Source organism: Azospirillum sp. B4, from assembly GCF_000333275.1.
GTDB lineage: Bacteria > Pseudomonadota > Alphaproteobacteria > Azospirillales > Azospirillaceae > Nitrospirillum.
Genome location: NZ_BACU01000176.1, coordinates 1 through 17,799, shown reverse-complemented (window position 1 = coordinate 17,799; position 17,799 = coordinate 1). Strand labels below are relative to the sequence as shown.

The following is a 17,799-nucleotide window of genomic DNA, read 5'->3' as shown; positions in this document are numbered from 1 at the left end:
CCCAGCTGAACAGTTATCACGTGGTGCTGGAGATCACGCCGGAGCTGCAGGGCAGCCCGGACACGCTGAACAAGCTTTACATCAAGTCGCCGCTGACCGGTCAGCAGGTGCCGTTGTCGACCTTCGTGAAATTCGACACCAGCCACGTCAACTACCTGTCCATCAACCACCTGGGCCAATTTCCGGCCGTCACCCTGTCCTTCAACCTGGCGCCGGGCGTGTCGCTGGGCGAGGCGGTGCAGATCATCCAGAAGGCCCAGGGCGAGATGGGCATGCCCTCATCGGTCGGTGGCACCTTCCAGGGCACGGCCCAGGCCTTCCAGGCCTCGCTGAAGACCCAGCCCTACCTGATCGCGGCGGCGCTGGTGGCCGTCTACATCATCCTGGGCATGCTGTATGAAAGCTACATCCACCCGCTGACCATCCTATCCACCCTGCCGTCGGCGGGCGTGGGGGCGCTGCTGATGCTGATCATCTTCCACTACGACCTGTCGGTCATCGCGTTGATCGGCATCATCCTGCTGATCGGCATCGTGAAGAAGAACGGCATCATGATGGTGGATTTCGCCATCCAGGCGGAACGGGAACAGCATATGACGCCTATCGAATCCATCCGCCAGGCCTGCCTGCTGCGCTTCCGCCCCATCATGATGACCACCATGGCGGCCTTGCTGGGTGCCTTGCCGCTGTGGCTGGAGAACGGCACCGGCTCGGAACTGCGCAAGCCCCTGGGCGTGACCATGGTGGGCGGCCTGATCCTCAGCCAGATCCTGACGCTGTTCACCACGCCTGTGGTCTACCTATACCTGGACCGGGTGAACGACTGGGTGGGCCACCGGTTCGGGCGCCGGGCGGAGCAGGCGCGCGCCAGGCCCCATGAAGCCGTGGGAGCGGGTGATTGATGACAGCGCGGGGGACGGTGCCATGAGGGTGCTGCTGGTCGAGGATAACGAACGGGTGTCGCGCTTCGTCGTGAAGGGTTTGCGCGAGGCTGGACACACCGTGGAGCATGTGGACAACGGCCGCGACGGCATGTTCCTGGCGACGGGTGAGCGCTTCGACGTCATCGTCATGGACCGCATGCTGCCGGGCGACATCGATGGCCTGACCATCATCGAGACCCTGCGCAAGATGGGCACGCAGACCCCCGTGCTGATCCTGAGCGCACTCAGCAGCGTGGATGAGCGCATCAAGGGCCTGCGCAGCGGGGGGGACGACTACCTGACCAAGCCCTTCGCCTTCGGGGAATTGCTGGCCCGTCTGGACGCGCTGATGCGGCGCTCCCCCACCGGCGCGGTGCCGGAGACCAGCCTGGCGGTGGGCGACCTGCGGATGAACCTGCTGTCGCGCAAGGTCACGCGCGGCGATCGCGTCCTGACCTTGCAGAACCAGGAATTCAAGCTGCTGGAATACCTGATGCGGCATGTGGACCAGGTGGTGACCCGCACCATGCTGCTGGAAGGCGTCTGGGGCTATCACTTCGACCCGCAGACCAACGTGGTCGACGTGCATATCAGCAAACTGCGCCAGAAGATCGAGGGGGAGGGGGAGCCGCCGTTGCTGCGCACGGTGCGCAACGCCGGTTACATGATGACGGTGGGCGGCTGACATGGCGCCGGCGCCCGCGTCGCCCCTGCGATCCTCCGCCTACACCCTGGCGCTCAGCTACGTGCTGTTGGGCCTGGTGACCCTGGTGCTGTTCGCCGCGCCGCTGGGCTATGCCTGGCGGGTCACCATCGACGACGGCCGCACGGAGATTTTGCAGGAGGACGCGCAGCGCTTCACCGAGGTGTTCCGCCAGCGCGGGCCCGACGGGCTGGTGGCCTTCCTCAATGAACGCATGAGCATGCAGATCGCGGCGGAGCGCATCCTGCTGCTGGCGGACGCGGGGCACACCATGCTGGCCGGCAACCTTCCGGCCTGGCCCGACGATTTCCCCGAACGGCAGGGTGTCTACAACGCGCCCATCAAGCTGAACGGCCGGACGGTGCAGGCGCGCCTGGTGCATGTGGTGCTGCCGGGCGGCTATCACCTGGTGGTGGCGCGCGACATGGCCCATTTCCGTCCCCTGGAGCAGCGCTTCTGGTACAGCCTGCTGGCGGCCATGGGCGTCCTGCTGCTGCTGGGCATGCTGGGCGGCTTCCTCATCCGCCGGGCGGTGCTGCGCCGCATCGACGACCTCAGCCGCACCGCCACCGGCATCGTCCAGGGCGACCTGTCGCGCCGCCTGCCCACCACCCGGGGACAGGATGAGTTCAACACCCTGTCGCGCACCATCAACGGCATGCTGGACCAGATCGAGCAGCTGGTGCACGGCGTGCGCAACGTTTCCAACGCCATCGCCCACGATTTGCGCACCCCCTTGGCGGAGCTGCGCTCGCGGCTGGAGGAGGTGAGCGTCACCCGCCCGCCCCTGGCCGAGACCTATACCGAGGTGGACGGGGCGGTGGCCGATGTCGACCGCGTCATCGGCATCTTCAACGCCCTGCTGCGCCTGGCGGAGATCGACACCGGCGCCCGCCGCTCCGGCTTCGCCGAGGTCAACGTGGCGGAGGTGGCGGCCGGCGCGGTGGAATTCTACCTGCCGGCGGCGGAACTGAAGGGCGTCTCCCTGACCTTCCGGGGCGACCAGGGCATGATGACCATCCTGGGCGACCCCATCCTGCTGGCCCAGGCCGTGGGCAACCTGATCGACAACGCCCTGAAATTCACGCCCGAGGGCGGGGCGATATCCGTTCAGGTGGCCAGCGGCGGCGACGGGGCGGTGGAGATGTCGGTGGTGGACAACGGTCCCGGCATCCCGGACGAGGAAAAGCCCCGGGTGACGGAACGTTTCTATCGTGGCGACGCCGGCCGGGGCACCCCCGGCGTCGGCCTGGGCCTCAGCCTGGTCAGCGCCGTCGCCAAGCTGCACGGCGGCACCTTCGACCTGGCGGACAACCATCCGGGGCTGAGGGCCCGCATGCGGTTGGCCTAAGGCGCCAGGCGGCGGGCGTACTCCTCCACCTCCGCCACGCGGTGGGGCAGGATGCGGCCGTAGATTTCATCCACACGCTGCCGCACCTCTGGCCGGGCCAGCTCCGGCCGCCCGCCGGGGAAGGGGGGGGCCGGGGCGTATTCCAGCATCAGCATCAGGGCCTCCGCCGCGTCGGGCCCCACGATCTCGGCGGCCACGGTGAAGGCGAAGTCCAGGCCGGCGGTGACGCCGCCGCCGGTGATGATGTCACCGTCGCGCACCACGCGGCCGGAATCGGGGATGGCGCCGAACCGGGCCAGCTGGCCGCGCCAGGCCCAATGGCAGGCCGCCCGCTTGCCCTTCAGCAAGCCGGCCCCGGCCAGGATCAGCGACCCGGTGCAGACCGAGGTCAGGTAGCGGGCGCTCCCGGCCAGGCGGCGGATGTGGGCCATGGTTTCGGCGTCGTTCAGCACGGCGGCGATGCCCAGGCCGCCGGGGATGAACAGCAGGTCGCAGGCCGCAATGTCGGCCAGCCGCTCCGTCCCCTCGAACCGCAGGCCTTCGTGAGAGGCGATGGTGCCGCCGGTGGCGGACGCCACGCGGGTGGTGATGCCCGGCAGGCGGCTGAACACCTGGTGCGGGGCGGTGAAATCCAGTTGCGTCATCAGGGGGAAGACGACTTCCACGATGGTGAAGGGCGCTTGGGTCATGGCGAAGGGCTCCTGGGCGTTGCGGCGGACTCACGGTGATCTCGACAGGGTTTGGCGGCAATGCCATAAATCCCACCTTTTCCGCCAAAATGGGGTACCGCGCCCATGACCCGCACTATCGCCTTCCTGGCCTATCCCGGATTCCAGATTCTGGATGTGACCGGCCCCCTGGCGGCGTTCGAGATCGCGGGCCGATACGCCCGCCACCCCTACGACATCCGCGTCATAGCGCCGCAGCCGGGGCCGGTCGCCAGCTCTTCCGGCGCTTGCCTCATGGCGCAGGGTCTGATGGACCCCGCGGGTTTGGACACGCTGGTGGTGGCGGGCGGCGACGGCGTGAACGCCGCCAGTGCCGCGCCCGCCCTGCTGGACTACGCCCGTGCCGTGGCTGGCCACGCCCGGCGTATCACCAGCGTCTGTTCCGGCACCTTCCTGCTGGCGGCCGCCGGCCTGCTGGACGGGCGGCGGGTCACCACGCACTGGTATCGCACCGCTTCCTTCGCCCGGCGCTTTCCCCGGGTGCGGCTGGAACCTGACCGCATCTTCATCCGCGACGGCGCCTATTGGACGTCGGCTGGCATCACCGCCGGCATCGATCTGGCGCTAGCCCTGGTGGCGGAAGACCTGGGCGAGGCCATCGCCCGGCGCACCGCCCGCCAGCTGGTCATTCCCTACCGCCGCCAGGGTGGGCAGTCGCAGTTCTCCACCCTGCTGGAGATGCAGGGCACCACCAGCCGCTTCGGCGACCTGCTGGCGTGGGTGCGGGACAACTTGGCCCTGCGCCTGACGGTGGATGAACTGGCGGCGCAGGCGGCCATGAGCCCGCGCAACTTCGCCCGCGCCTTCACCGCCGATCAGGGCCTGACCCCGGCCAAGGCGGTGGAGCAATTGCGGCTGGAGGTGGCGCGGGACCTGGTGGAGGAAGGACCGGCCTCACTTGATCGTATCGCTATCGAAACAGGATTTGGCGACACCGAGCGCATGCGCCGGGCCTTCATCCGCGCCTTCGGTGCCCCGCCCCAGGCCATCCGTAGGACGGCCTAGGTGATGGGCGAGGCCCATTTCCCAGGCCACGGTGCGGCAAGGGGCTCCAGCCCAACCGCGTGCGTCGGATTCATCGCATAAAGACATCTTTATATTTACATGTATCTTATCGCGAGGCTATGGTGCGGCCGTCATCGTCTGGCACCCCGCGAGAAAGGAAGCCTCCCGTGAGTGACAATGCCCGTCTGGCCGCCCTGATGGCGGCGGAGGCCAAGGCCATGGCCTTGCTCGACGCCATCGAGACGCGTGGCCTGATCGCTCCCGGCCGCACGGAACGGGCGGTGGAGCGCGACATCTATGCCCTGGCGGAAGCGGAATTCGGGGTCGCCCATCATTGGCACAAGCGCATCGTCCGCGCCGGCGCCAACACCGTCAGCGTCTTCTCTGACAATCCGCCGGTGCGCGCCATAGGCGCTGACGACCTGGTCTTCCTGGACCTGGGCCCCGTGTTCGAGGAGTGGGAGGCGGACGTGGGCCGCACCTACGTCCTGGGCGACGACCCGGAGAAGCACCGCCTGGTGCATGACCTGGATCGGGTGTTCACCATGCTGGCCCGGCACTTCCACGACCATCCCGACATCACCGGTGCTGAACTGTACGCCCATGCCCAACGGGTGGCCGAGGCGGCGGGCTGGGTGTTCGGCGGCGCCATCGCCGGCCACCTGGTGGGTGAATTCCCCCATGCCCGCTGGCCGGGGGAGAAGGACCACTATCGTGTCAACCCGGCCAACCCCACCCGCATGCGCGACCCCGACGCCCAGGGTCAGGAAAAACATTGGATTTTGGAAGTCCATCTGGTGAACAGGGCGCGCACCTACGGTGGATTTTATGAGCGTTTGCTGCCTTCGGCGAAGGCGGTTGCCGTTTAAAAGTGCAGATGCGGAAAACTTCTCGCACATGCAAAAATTTGGCGTTTAACCTCTCTCCGATCTGATCTAGTCTGTTGGGCAACGGGGCTGGCCTTGACCGTCCCTATAAACAGACATGACAGTGCGAGGGGGCAATGAACTCCAGACTGTATGCTGGCGCGCGCTCCATTGAGCAGGCAGGCAAACGAACGAAGTTCGTCTACAGAATTGTCGCTTTCACCGCGGTATTTGTGGCATTGGCTTTCAGTGCTTTGGGGTATGTCATATACTCCGTCTCGAGTGATACTTTAACGACGCAAATAGATACTCAGATCAAATCGACGGGCGAGTCGGCGGCGGATGGCATCCAGAAATGGCTGGTGGGCCGCGTGGCCCTGGTGCGCAACCTCGCGGACGACATCGCGGTCTCCGATCCATCCCATGTGAAGGACCTGCTGGCCGGCTCCACCCTCAGCGGCACCTTCAGCCCCGTCTACCTGGGCGACACCGCCGGTGTCTTCACCATGTTCCCCGCCATGGATCTGCCCCCGGGCTACGATCCGCGCCAGCGCGGCTGGTACAAGGCGGCCGACGCCGCCCACCAGACCATCATGACCCAGCCTTATGTCAGCGCCTCGGGCGGCAACCTGGTGCTGACCATCGCCACCCCGGTGATGAAGGGTGGCGCGCTGATGGGTGTCGCCGCCGGCGACCTGGACCTGGACATGGTCAAGACCTTCCTGAAGTCCTTCGACCTGGGGGGCAACGGCCAGGTGTTCCTGATTGACGGCGACGGCACGGTGCTGGTCCACCCGGACAAGGACCGGGTGATGAAGAAGCTGGCCGACGGTTTCGACATCCAGAAATACCTGGGCCGCGCCCCGGAACAGACCGGGGACATCATCACCTCCTACTATCCCATCAAGGATCTGCCATCAGCCAAATGGTACGTGGGTGTCACCATGGATGCGACCAAGGCCTTCGGGCCCTTGCGCTCGCTGGGCATGCTGATCCTGCTGGCGACCGGCATCACCGTGGCGGTGCTGGTGCTGCTGCTGGGCTTCCTGACCTACCGCATGGTGGCCAGGCCGCTGGATGAGATCACCGACACCATGACGGCGCTTAGCGAGGGGGCCATCGATGTCGCCATGCCGGCGCTGGACCGGCGTGACGAGATCGGCGCCATGGCCCGCGCGCTGGAGGTGTTCAAGCGTAACGCGGCGGAGGTGGCGAAGCTGCACCAGGAACGCAGCCAGATGCAAGAGGCGGCGGAGCGGGAACGCCGTGCCACCGCCGAGCGGCTGGCCAGCGACTTCGAGGCCAACGTCTCCTCCGTGCTGAAGCGGGTGGCCCAGGCCAGCGGCCAGGTGGACACGCAGAGCAACCATCTGGCGGCCGGCCTGGCCGACGCCCGGCGCAGCAGCGACGCCGTGCGGGCGGCCACGGACGAGACGTCCAGCAGCGTGGAGACGGTGGCGGTGGCGGCGGAGCAGCTGTCCGCCTCCATCGGGGAGATCGCGACCCGGGTGACGGAAAGCGCGGAGATCGCCACCGCCACGGCTACCCGGGCGGAAACAGCGCGCCAGACCATCGAGCATCTGGCCGGCCAGATGGAGAAGATCACCGAGATCGTGAACCTGATCACCCAGATCGCCAGCCAGACCAACCTGCTGGCCCTGAACGCCACCATCGAGGCGGCGCGGGCGGGGGAGGCCGGCAAGGGCTTCGCCGTCGTGGCGTCGGAGGTGAAGAACTTGGCCAACCAGACCGCCAAGGCGACGGAGGACATCACCGCCCAGATTGAGGCCACGCAGCAGGCCAGCGGCCGGGCGGTGGCGGAGGTGCGCACCATCGCCGAGGTTTCCGCCAAGGCGCAGGAGGTGGCGGCCGGCATCGCCTCGGCCGTGGAACAGCAGGGGGCGGCGACGCGGGAGATTTCGCAGAACGCCACCATCGTCGCCCGTGGCACCCGCGCCGTCACCACCAACATCCACGCCGTCAGCGACGTGGTGGTGGACAGCGCCGACCGGGCCAGCCATGTGCTGGGCACGGCGGGCGAATTGGCGCAGCAGCTGAAGGCCCTGGACGAACAGGTCAGCCGCTTCGTCACCGCGGTGCGGGCGGCCTGAAACCCGGGGACACGAGCCGGGGCCGCATGGCCGCGCCCGGTGTCCGAAGATGTACATATACTTGTTTTTAAAAGTTAACTTGGGCGCGGCTGGCGTTTAGGCACACTTCCACCCCATGTGGGGTTCGTGTGGGGGCGCCAGCCGTGTCGGTTTTCAAGAACCTTTCCCTGCGGCTGCGCATCGTGCTGCCGCTGCTGGCCGTCACCGTCCTGGGCGTGGCCAGCCTGATCGGCTACGCCATCCATGTGCAGGTCACGGCCAGCGAGGATGCCGCCCGCCGCCTGATGACGGAGATGGCGGCCAGCCAGTCCCGCCAGATCGTGGGCGTGATCGATGAGGCGCTGGCCACCGCCCGCACCGACGCCGCCTGGACGGCCTCCCTGATCAAGGGCGGCACCCTGGACCGTGCCGCCTATGGCCGGGCCCTGAACCAGGTGCTGGACGGCAATCCCGCCATCACCGGCGTCTATGCCGGGCTGGAGCCCGACGCCGATGGCGGCGACGCCCGCTACCAGGGCACGCCATGGGGCGACAAGGACGGCCGGCTGATGCTGTACGCCTATCGCCATGCCGATGGCGGCACGGGGGTGGAGACCACGCCCATGACCGGCGACCCGGCGGAGGAGAACTGGTACCACCGCCCCCTGCGCGATGGGCGCGAGGCGGTGACCTCGCCCTATTTCTATGAGGTGGGCACCACCCGGGTGCTGATGACCACGGTGGTGGCCCCGGTCATGGTGGACGGCCGCGCCCTGGGCGTGGCCACCGCCGACCTCAGCCTTAAGCGCATCCAGGCCGATGTAGGCGCCCTGCACCCCTGGGGCGACGGCTACGCCCTGCTCGTGTCCAGCGACGGACCTCAGGGGAGTGGCCAGTGGATCGCCCATCCCGACGGCGCCCTGCTGGGCAAGCCCGTCCAGGCCGACTGGGCGCGCGACCTGCTGGCCGCTGTCGCCGACGGCCGGTCGCAGGAGGGCGCCTTCACCGACCCCGCCACCGGGGCGGAGATGAGCGTGGTCATGGTGCCGGTGCGCTTCGGCCGGGCGGGGGAGGTCTGGGGCTTCGCCGTGGCCGCCCCCCGCGCCACCATCCTGGCCGCCGTGTGGGCGACGCGCGACCGGCTGATGGGGGTGGGCGCCCTGGTGCTGGTGGTGGTGTGCGGCCTGGCCGTGCTGATCGGCGCCAGCCTGTCGCGGCCCCTGCAGGCCATGACCGCCGTCATGGGCCGCCTGGCCGGCGGCGACACCGACGTGGTCGTGCCCACACGGGCGCGGGGGGATGAGATCGGCGCCATGTCGCGCGCCGTCCAGGTGTTCAAGGAACAGGCCCTGCACATGGCGGAGATGCGGGCGCAGCGGCGGGCGCTGGAGGCCCAGGCGGCGGCGGAACGGCGCCAGGCCATCCTGGGCATGGCCGGCGATTTCGAGAGTGAGGTGGCCACCCTGGTGCGGGCGCTGGGCCATGCGGTGGAAACCATGACCGGTGTGGCCGACGGCCTGAACCGCACGGTCGCCGACGTGGTGCGCGAAGCGGACGGGATGCGGGGGGAGGCGCACCAGGCCTCCGCCAACGTGCAGACCATCGCCGCCGCCACGGAACAGCTGTCCGCCGCCAGCGACGAGATCGCGTCCCAGGCCGTGCGCGCGGCCGAGATCGCGTCCGAGGCGGTGGGCCAGGCGGAACACAATGGCGACCGCATGCGCCGGCTGGACCAGGCGGCCCAGCGCATCGGCGAGATCGTGGATCTGATCAGTGGCGTCGCCGGCCAGACCAACCTGCTGGCCCTGAACGCCACTATCGAGGCGGCGCGGGCGGGGGCCGCCGGCAAGGGCTTCGCCGTCGTGGCGGGGGAGGTCAAGGCGCTGGCGACCCAGACGGCGCAGGCCACCGGCGCCATCGCGGACCAGGTGGGGGACGTGCAGGCGGCGACGGTGGAGGCGGTGGCCGCCATCGACGCCGTCATCGCCACCGTCCGCACCATCAGTGAGATCGCCGGCCGCATCGCCGGGCGCGGTCCAGCAGCAGGGCGCGCCCACGCTGGAGATCAGCCGCAACATCCAGCAGGTGGCCATGGGCACGGCGGCGGTCACCCAGCGCATCACCACCGTCAGCGGCGCCATGGCCCAGGTGGGCGAAGGGGCCGGGCAGGTGGCACGGGCGACCCAGGACCTGTCGCGGGACACCCGGGGCCTGGACCGCCAGGTGGAGGCCTTCCTGGCCACCATCCGCGCCGACGGCTGATCCGGTCGCCTTTCCGCGGGTGGCCCCGGACTTTCCGTGGTCCCGGACTTTCAGGGGATATTGGATATGGACGCGGGCGCCGATCCGCGCCACGCTGGCGGCGGTGACGGGAGCGGGGCCCGTCCGGTGCAGAAGAACAATGCAGATGGGACCCAAATGACCACACGTTCGCTCCGGGCGGCCTTCGCGCTGGCCCTCACGCTCGGCGTTGCCCCGTGCGCGCTGGCGCTGGCAGCCGCCCCGGGCGCCACCACGCCCGAAGCGGTGGCGCCCGCCCATACCTTCGTCCCCCGCGACGCCTTCGCCCTGTCGCAGGCGAAGGACGTGCAGATCAGCCCGGACGGCAAGCGCATCGCCTACACCCGCTCCACTGAAGACATCATGACCGACAACGCCCGCAGCGAGGTCTGGCTGGTGGACGTGGCCAGCGGCCAGCAGACGCCGCTGGGCGTGCCGGGCAGCAGCCGGGCGCGCTGGTCGCCGGACGGCAGCCGCCTGGCCTATGTCGCCAAGGGGCCGGGTGACAAGCCGCAGATCTGGGTGCGCTGGCTGAGTGGCTCGGGCAGCGGCACCGGCGCCGCCATCACCGCCCTGCCGGAAGGCCCGTCCGACGTCGCCTGGTCCCCGGATGGCAAGCAGATCGGCTTCACCATGTTCGTGCCGGAGGAGGGCGGCAGCCTGGGCGCCCCCCTGGCGGCGCCCGAGGGCGCCAAATGGGCCGCCCCCATCAAGGTGATCACCAAGATCAATTACCGTGGTGACGGCGAAGGCTATATCCGCCCGGGCTTCAACCACATCTTCGTCGTGCCCGCGGACGGCGGCGCGCCGCGCCAGCTGACCAGCGGCCAGTATGATGACGGCGGCGCCCTGTCGTGGATGCCGGACGGCCACCACATCCTGTTCAGCAGCAACCACGGCAAGGATTGGGAACGCGACCCGTTGAATTCGGACGTGTTCTCCGTGGATACGACGTCGGGCGCCCTGACCCAGCTGACCACCCGTCACGGACCGGACCAGGAGCCGGTGGCCTCCCCCGACGGCAAGCGCATCGCCTTCGTCGGCTTCGACGACAAGGAACTGGGCTACCAGAACGGCGTGCTGTCGGTCATGAACGCCGATGGGACGGAGGTGCGGGCCCTGAGCGCCGGCTTCGACCGCGACCTGAACAGCCCGCGCTGGGCGGCCGATGGCCGCGCTATCTACGCCAGCTACACCGAAGGCGGGGTCACCAAGGTCGCCCGGGTCACCCTGGACGGCAAGGTCACCACGGTGGCGGAGGGCCTGGTGGGCAGCGACCTGGACCGGCCCTATTCCGGCGGTGGCTTCACCGTTGCCAAGGACGGCGCCGTAGCCTTCCCCTGGGGTGACCCCACCCACCCGGCCGATGTCGGTCTCAGCACTGGGCCGGGCGAGCAGAAGCGCCTGACCACCCTGAACGCCAGCCTGTTCGCCGGCAAGACCCTGGGCGCCGTCCAGCCGCTGGCGGTGACCTCATCGGCCGGTGGCCTGCCCATCGGCGCCTGGATGGTGACGCCGCCGGACTTCAACCCGGCCAAAAAATATCCGCTGATCCTGGAAATCCACGGCGGACCCTTCGCCAGCTATGGCCCCGTCTGGTCGACGCAGGACCAGCTGTACGCCGCCGCCGGTTACATCGTCGTCTATGCCAACCCGCGTGGGTCGACGTCGTACGGCGAAAGCTTCGCCAACCAGATCCACCACAACTACCCCAGCCAGGATTATGACGACCTGATGAGCGTGGTGGATGCCGCCATCGCCAAGGGCTCGGTCGATCCCGACAATCTGTTCGTCACCGGCGGTTCCGGTGGCGGCGTGCTGACGGCCTGGATCGTGGGCAAGACCGACCGTTTCAAGGCGGCGGTGACGCAGAAGCCGGTGATCAACTGGACCAGCGAGGTGCTGACCGTCGACGGCTTCACCTTCATGGCCAAGTACTGGTTCGGCAAGATGCCGTGGGAGGATCCGGAGCAGTACTGGCGCCGGTCGCCGCTGAGCCTGGTGGGCAACGTCAAGACGCCGACGGCGGTTATGGTGGGCGAGGAAGACCATCGCACGCCCCCCAGCGAGGCGGAGCAGTACTACGCCGCCTTGCAACTGCGCTCCATCCCCACGGCGCTGATCCGCGTGCCGGGTGCCAGCCACCACGGCCTGGCCGAACGCCCGTCGCAGCTGGTGGGCGAGACCAACGCCATCCTGGCCTGGTTCAAGAAGTACCGCACGGATACCGAGGCCAAGTAAGCAGTCTCTGTGTTAAGGAAAATCTCCCGGCCAGGTCGCCCTGGCCGGGGATTTTTTGTCAGCCGGCCTGGCTGTCGAGGAAGTCCTCGATCATATGGGCGAACCGGGGTGGGCATTCCTGCATGGGGTAATGACCGCAGTTGGGCATCACCATCAGGTTCGCGTTGGGATGCCAGGCGAGGAAGGTGCGTTCCATCGCCGCGGCGTCTAGGCCGGGGTCTCTGTCCCCGACGACGACCAGAAAAGGTGTGGCCAGCCCGCGTACCTCATCCACGAAATGGGTCGTCCGTATCATGCGCAGATAGTGCGGACGGCACTGGGGCGCCACGCGGTCCCGGTTTTGGCGCAGCTTCACCTCCGCCCACTGGTCCGATAGGCCCGTCACGTGCTTGACCAGGCGGCGGAAGGCGTCGTCGTCCTCGCAGGTGCGGGCGAAGAAGGCTGCGGCCTCATCCGGCAAGGGATTGCCGGCGGCGGAGAGCGGGCAGACAGCGATGGCGCTTTTGACGCGGGATGGGGCGTCGGCCGCCAGCCGCTGGGTCGCCATCCCGGTCATGGAATGACCCATAACGTGGAAGTGTTGCCAGCCGAGATGGTCGGCCAGGGCCAGGCAGTCGGTGGCGACCTCGTCGATGGTGCAGGCGCCTCTCAGGTGCACGGACCGGCCGTAGCCGCGCAAATCGGCGAAGGCGTAGGTGTAACGCTTTCCGTCCAGATAGGGCCGCATGGGCGCGTATGTGCTGGCGTCGCCCAGCCAGTCATGCAGAACCAACACGGGTTCCGGCCCCGTGCCGTGCAGCGTCACGCCCAGGATGTCAGCGGTCATTTCGAATTCCTTTTCAAGGCTGCGGGAAAGCCAAAAAGGAAACGCCCTCCCGGCGGACCGGAAGGGCGTTCGAAATTAGGGCAAGTCCTATCACATGCCGGCGGGAAGTCAAATCACACCAGTGGCATTTGATCGTGGCCACTCAAATGCCGTCCCTAATCACCGGTCGCCAGCATCCGCTGGGCTTGGGCTTCCTCGGCTTCCACTTCGCCACGCTCCCGGAAACCTGCGCCGGACACGGCCGCCTCCTACAACGGCCTGAGTCCTGTGTCATGCTGTTGGGGTCACTCCGCCGGCACAGCCCTGGGATAATGCGGCACCTCCTGGGGCGCCGCTACGCCGTCCGCCTTCACCCGGAACCACAGGGCGTAAAGGGCGGGCAGGAAGACCAGGATCAGCACTGTGCCCACGGCCGTGCCGCCGATCAGCACATAGGCCATGGAGCCCCAGAACACCGACTGGGTCAGGGGGATGAAGGCCAGCACGGCGGCCAGGGCGGTCAGGATGACGGGCCGCGCCCGCTGCACCGTGGCCTCGATCACCGCGTGGTAGGGCGACAGCCCTTCCTCCTGGTTGGTGTGGATCTGGCCGATCAGGATCAGGGTGTTGCGCATCAGGATGCCGGACAGGCCGATCAGGCCCAGGATGGCGTTGAAGCCGAAGGGCTGGTGGAAGATCAGCAGCACGGGCACCGCGCCCACCAGGCCCAGCGGACCCGTCAGGAACACCATGGCCATGGCCGACAGCGACTGGGTCTGCAACACCAGGACCAGCAGGATCAAGGCCGCCATGATGGGGAACATGGGGGCCAGCGCCGCGTTGGCCTTGCCCGCCTCCTCGATGTTGCCGCCCATGTCGATGCGGTAGCCGGCCGGCAGCTTGGCGATGACAGGGGCCAAGGCTTTCTGGATGGCCATCGAGACTTGCGGCGGTTGCAGCGAATCGTCGATGTCGGCCTGCACGGTGATGGTGGGCACACGGTCGCGGCGGCGCAGGATGGGCTCCTCCGCCCGCACTTCCACGTGGCCGATCTGGCTCAGGGGCACCAGGCGGCCATCGGCGCTGGTCAGGGTCATGTCGCCCAGGCGGGCGGGGTCCAGGCGGTCGGGGCCGGCGCTGCGCGCCGTCACCTGCACCACGCGGATGTCCTCGCGCACCTGGGTCACCGGGGCGCCGGTCAGCAGGAACTGCAGCTGCTGTGCCGCGTCGCTGGGGTTCAGGCCGATCAGGCGCAGGCGGTCCTGGTCCAGCACGAAGTGCAGGGTGGGCGTCCGCTCGCCCCAGTCCTGGTTCACCAGGCGGGTGTCGGGGTTGGCCCGCATGACGGCCTGCACCTCATCGGCGATGCCGCGCAGCACGGCCACATCGGGCCCGCTGACACGGAACATGACGGGGAAGCGCGAGGGCGGGCCGAACACCAGTTGCGACACGCGCACCCGGGCCTCGGGCGCCAGGCCGTCGGCGATGGCTTGGCGCAGGTTGTCCTTGAGCCGGTCGCGCGCCTTGTCGTCCGGGGTCAGGACGATCATCTTGGCGAACGACGGGTCGGGCAGTTCCGGGTTGTAGGACAGGAAGAACCGTGGGGCGCCTTGGCCGACGTAGGTGGAGACGATCTTCGCCTCCGGCTGCCGGCGCAGCCAGTCCTCCACCTTCTTGGCGGCGGCGCTGGTGGCTTCGATGCTGGTGCCCTCGGGCATCTGCACCTCGGCCATGATCTCCGGGCGGTCGGAGGTGGGGAAGAACTGCTGCTTGACGAAGCCCATGCCCACGCCGGCCAGCAGGAAGGTGCCGACCACGGCCAGGGCCACCCGGCCGCGGTGATCCACCGCCCAGGTGATCAGGCGGCGCAGGCGCTGATAGCGGGGCGTGGCGTAGATCGCAGCGTGCCCGCCCGGGATGGGCCGGATGTTGGGCAGCAGCTTCACACCCAGGTACGGCGTGAACACCACGGCCACCACCCAGGAGGTGATGAGGGCGAAGCCCACGATCCAGAAGATGTTGCCGGCATACTCACCCGCGGTGGACTTGGCGAAGCCAACGGGCGTGAAGCCGATGATGGTGACCAGGGTGCCGGACAGCATGGGGGCGGCCGTGTGGCTCCAGGCGTAGGCGGCGGCCTTGATGCGGTCGTACCCTTCCTCCAGCTTCACCACCATGATCTCGATGGCGATGATGGCATCGTCCACCAGCAGGCCCAGCGAGATGATCAGGGCGCCCAGGGTGATGCGGTCGAAGGCGCGGCCGGTCACCTGCATGATGACGAAGACGGCGGCCAGGGTCAGCGGTACGGCGGCGGCCACGACGATGCCCACGCGCCAGCCCAGGCTGGCCAGGCTGACGAACATGACCACGGCCAGGGCCACGAAGAACTTCAGCATGAACTCACCCACCGCCTCGTGGATGTTCACGGCCTGGTCGCTGACCTTGGTGAGCGTCAGGCCCACCGGCAGTTCGGCGGCGATCTTCGCTTCTTCCGCGTCCAGCGCCTTGCCCAGTTCCAGCCCGTTCCAGCCATCCTGCATGACCACGCCCAGGGCCAGGGCCGGGTCGCCGTCATGGCGGATGAGGTATGTCGCCGGATCCTCATAGCCGCGCTTCACCTCCGCCACATCGGCCAAGCGGAAGGTGCGGCCGCCGGCGACGATGGGGGTGTCGCGGATCTTCTCGAGGTCGTCGTAGGCGCCGTCCAGGCGGATGAAGACCTGGGGGCCATCGGTGTCGATGGAGCCGGCCGGCGTCACCGTGTTCTGCCGCGCCAGGGCGTCGAAGATATCGCGGGCGCTGATGCCCAGGGTGGCCAGGCGGGCGTAGGTGAAGTCCACGAAGATGCGCTCGGGCCGTTCGCCCAGGATGTCGATCTTCTTCACGCCGGGCACGTGCAGCAGGCGCTGGCGCAGGGTCTCCGCTTCGCGCGTCAGCTGGCGGGCCGGCATGCCCGGCGCCTTGACGGCATAGACGGCGAAGTCGGTGTCGGCATACTCGTCATTGACGAAGGGGCCCAGCGCGCCGGTGGGCAGCGTGCGGGCCTCATCCCCCAGCTTCTTGCGCGCCTGGTAGAACTGCTCCGGCACGGCGCTGGGCGGGGTCTTGTCCTGCAGGGACAGGGTCATCAGCACCTGGCCGGGCTTGGTGAAGGTTTCCACCTTGTCGTACCAGCGCAGTTCCTGCAGGCGCTTTTCCAGGGGTTCGGCCACCAGGTCCTGCATCTCCTGCGCCGTGGCGCCGGGCCAGACGGCGCTGACGGTCAGCACCTTGATGGTGAAGGCGGGATCCTCGGCGCGGCCCAGCTTCAGGAAGGCGTAGACGCCGGACAGGGTGATGGCGATCAGCAGGAACAGCGTGATGGCGCGTTCGCGGACCGCCAGGGCCGACAGGTTGAAGCCGCTCATTTCAGCACCGCCTGGGCCGAAGCCCCGCTGGTCTGGATCACCCGGACCGTTTCGCCCTCATGCAGGAAGTGGCTGCCCAGGGCCACCACCCGTTCACCGGCGGTCAGGCCGCTCAGCAAGGTGGCCTCCTCGGCCCCCAGCTGGCCCACCGTCACCGGTCGGAAGGCGATGGTGGCCCGGTCACCGCTGACGGGGCCGCCGCCGGCCTGGCCGGTCAGCACCCAGACGCCCGGGCCCTTGCCCTCGTCGTTCAGGGCGCCCAGGGGGACGGAGACCGGCGGGGTGCCGTCGCCGCTCTGGGCCAGGCGCACCGTCACCGTGGCGCCCAGCGGGGCTTGGGCGGCGGCGCCGTCCAGGACGTAGCGGGCCTCATAGGTGCGGGTCTGCGTGTCGGCGGCATCCGACAGTTGGCGCAGGGTGGCGGGCGTGCGCACGGCGCTGCCGTAAAGGGTGGCGGTGGCAGGGGAGCCCACAGCCGGCCGCACCGTTTCCGGCAGGTTCACCGCCGCCTCGCGCGGGCCGGCATGGGCCAGGCGCACCACGATCTGGCCGGCGGTGACCACCTGGCCCGGTTCGGCCAGCGTGTCCATCACCGTGCCGTCGGCGTCGGCCACCAGGGTGGTGTAGGCGCTGTCGTCCTGCGCCACCCGCAGTTGGGCCTGTGCCGCGTCCAGCTGCGCCTGGGCGCTGTCTGCCGCGGCCTTCTTCTGGTCGTAGGCGGAGGGGGAGACGGCGCCGCTGCCCACCAGGGCCCGGTAGCGCGCCTCGTCCGCCCGGGCTTGGGTCAGCGTGGCCTTGGCCATGGCCACCTGGCCTTGCTGGGTGGTGATGGCGTGCAGGTAATCGGTGTTGTCCATGCGCATCAGCGGCTGCCCGGCCTTCACCGACTGGCCGGGGTCGACCAGGCGCTGGGTGACCTTGCCGGCGACGCGGAAGCCCAGGCCGCTCTGCACCCTGGCGGTGACGACGCCGACATAGGCGCGCTCGTCCCGGGCTGCCGGCTGGACGGTGGCCACGCGCACTAGGCGTTCGGCGGTGCGCGGGTCGGGGGCCGCCTTGTCACAGGCGGTGAGGGTGGTGCCGGCCAGCAAGGCCAGGACCAACAGGCGGGAAGACATGATCGGCCGCATGGGGGAACTCCATCCCGAGAGGAGCCCCGAATTTATGGCCGAGTGGGACCGCGCTAGACTGTCCGGAGGAGGCGCCATGATCCGCTTCGGTCCCTGGAGTACCATGTTGGGCATGGCGGCCGGCTTCGGCGCGCTGGTGGCCATTCTGTTGCTGACGGCCCGTGGCAACCGCACCGCCAACCGCCTGCTGGCGGCCCTGCTGGGCGTGGCCGTGCTGCGGCTGATGCCCTACGTCCTGGGCTTCGCAGGATTCTATGACACCTATCC

General features: G+C 68.7%; 13 protein-coding genes. 9 read left to right on the top strand and 4 right to left on the bottom strand.

Translation table 11 applies throughout. The annotated features are described in order from the left end of the window. From I55_RS07915 to I55_RS07905, 3 genes are all read left to right on the top strand, one after another. Window positions 1–902, top strand: a 902-nt coding sequence (locus tag I55_RS07915) for an efflux RND transporter permease subunit (RefSeq protein ID WP_199902503.1), incomplete at its 5' end; no start/stop codon positions are given. A gap of 22 nt (window positions 903–924) precedes the next feature. Further along, window positions 925–1,608, top strand: a complete 684-nt coding sequence (locus I55_RS07910) for a response regulator transcription factor (protein WP_044559975.1) — start codon at window positions 925–927, stop codon at window positions 1,606–1,608. Window position 1,609: 1 nt separating this feature from the next. After that, window positions 1,610–2,977 (top strand): HAMP domain-containing sensor histidine kinase, encoded by a 1,368-nt coding sequence (locus I55_RS07905; RefSeq protein ID WP_049973936.1) that lies wholly within the window; start codon window positions 1,610–1,612, stop codon window positions 2,975–2,977. On the opposite strand, the gene I55_RS07900 is transcribed toward I55_RS07905, so the two are convergent. Beyond that, window positions 2,974–3,666, bottom strand: coding sequence for a DJ-1/PfpI family protein (locus I55_RS07900; protein WP_044559970.1), 693 nt, complete (start codon window positions 3,664–3,666; stop codon window positions 2,974–2,976). The genes I55_RS07905 and I55_RS07900 overlap by 4 nt on opposite strands. 105 nt (window positions 3,667–3,771) lie before the next feature. Between I55_RS07900 and I55_RS07895 the strand changes: the two genes are divergently transcribed. From I55_RS07895 to I55_RS07875, 5 genes are all read left to right on the top strand, one after another. Next, window positions 3,772–4,710 carry a GlxA family transcriptional regulator gene (locus I55_RS07895; protein ID WP_044559969.1) on the top strand — a complete coding sequence of 313 codons (939 nt, stop codon included), beginning with the start codon at window positions 3,772–3,774 and terminating at the stop codon, window positions 4,708–4,710. 167 nt (window positions 4,711–4,877) lie between these two features. Next, a complete protein-coding gene (locus I55_RS07890) occupies window positions 4,878–5,579 on the top strand; it encodes a M24 family metallopeptidase (protein ID WP_044559968.1) in 702 nt (233 codons plus the stop codon). Between the two features lie 134 nt (window positions 5,580–5,713). Next, the gene (locus I55_RS07885; RefSeq protein WP_044559967.1) at window positions 5,714–7,687 is read left to right on the top strand and encodes a methyl-accepting chemotaxis protein; all 1,974 of its coding nucleotides are present in this window, start codon (window positions 5,714–5,716) and stop codon (window positions 7,685–7,687) included. A 143-nt stretch (window positions 7,688–7,830) separates the two neighbouring features. After that, a complete protein-coding gene (locus I55_RS07880; RefSeq protein WP_049973934.1) occupies window positions 7,831–10,035 on the top strand; it encodes a methyl-accepting chemotaxis protein in 2,205 nt (734 codons plus the stop codon). 49 nt (window positions 10,036–10,084) lie between these two features. Then, window positions 10,085–12,187 (top strand): S9 family peptidase, encoded by a 2,103-nt coding sequence (locus tag I55_RS07875; protein WP_252181071.1) that lies wholly within the window; start codon window positions 10,085–10,087, stop codon window positions 12,185–12,187. Window positions 12,188–12,245: 58 nt separating this feature from the next. On the opposite strand, the gene I55_RS07870 is transcribed toward I55_RS07875, so the two are convergent. The 3 genes from I55_RS07870 to I55_RS07860 form a co-directional block, all read right to left on the bottom strand. Continuing rightward, window positions 12,246–13,013, bottom strand: coding sequence for an alpha/beta fold hydrolase (locus I55_RS07870; RefSeq protein WP_044559966.1), 768 nt, complete (start codon window positions 13,011–13,013; stop codon window positions 12,246–12,248). Between the two features lie 284 nt (window positions 13,014–13,297). Further along, a complete protein-coding gene (locus I55_RS07865; RefSeq protein WP_044559965.1) occupies window positions 13,298–16,402 on the bottom strand; it encodes an efflux RND transporter permease subunit in 3,105 nt (1,034 codons plus the stop codon). Continuing rightward, window positions 16,399–17,532 carry an efflux RND transporter periplasmic adaptor subunit gene (locus tag I55_RS07860; RefSeq protein WP_064742474.1) on the bottom strand — a complete coding sequence of 378 codons (1,134 nt, stop codon included), beginning with the start codon at window positions 17,530–17,532 and terminating at the stop codon, window positions 16,399–16,401. Before I55_RS07860 ends, I55_RS07865 begins: the two co-directional genes overlap by 4 nt. Before the next feature lie 76 nt (window positions 17,533–17,608). Between I55_RS07860 and I55_RS35795 the strand changes: the two genes are divergently transcribed. Next, on the top strand, window positions 17,609–17,799 hold a 191-nt coding region (locus tag I55_RS35795), incomplete at its 3' end, for a hypothetical protein (RefSeq protein ID WP_199902502.1).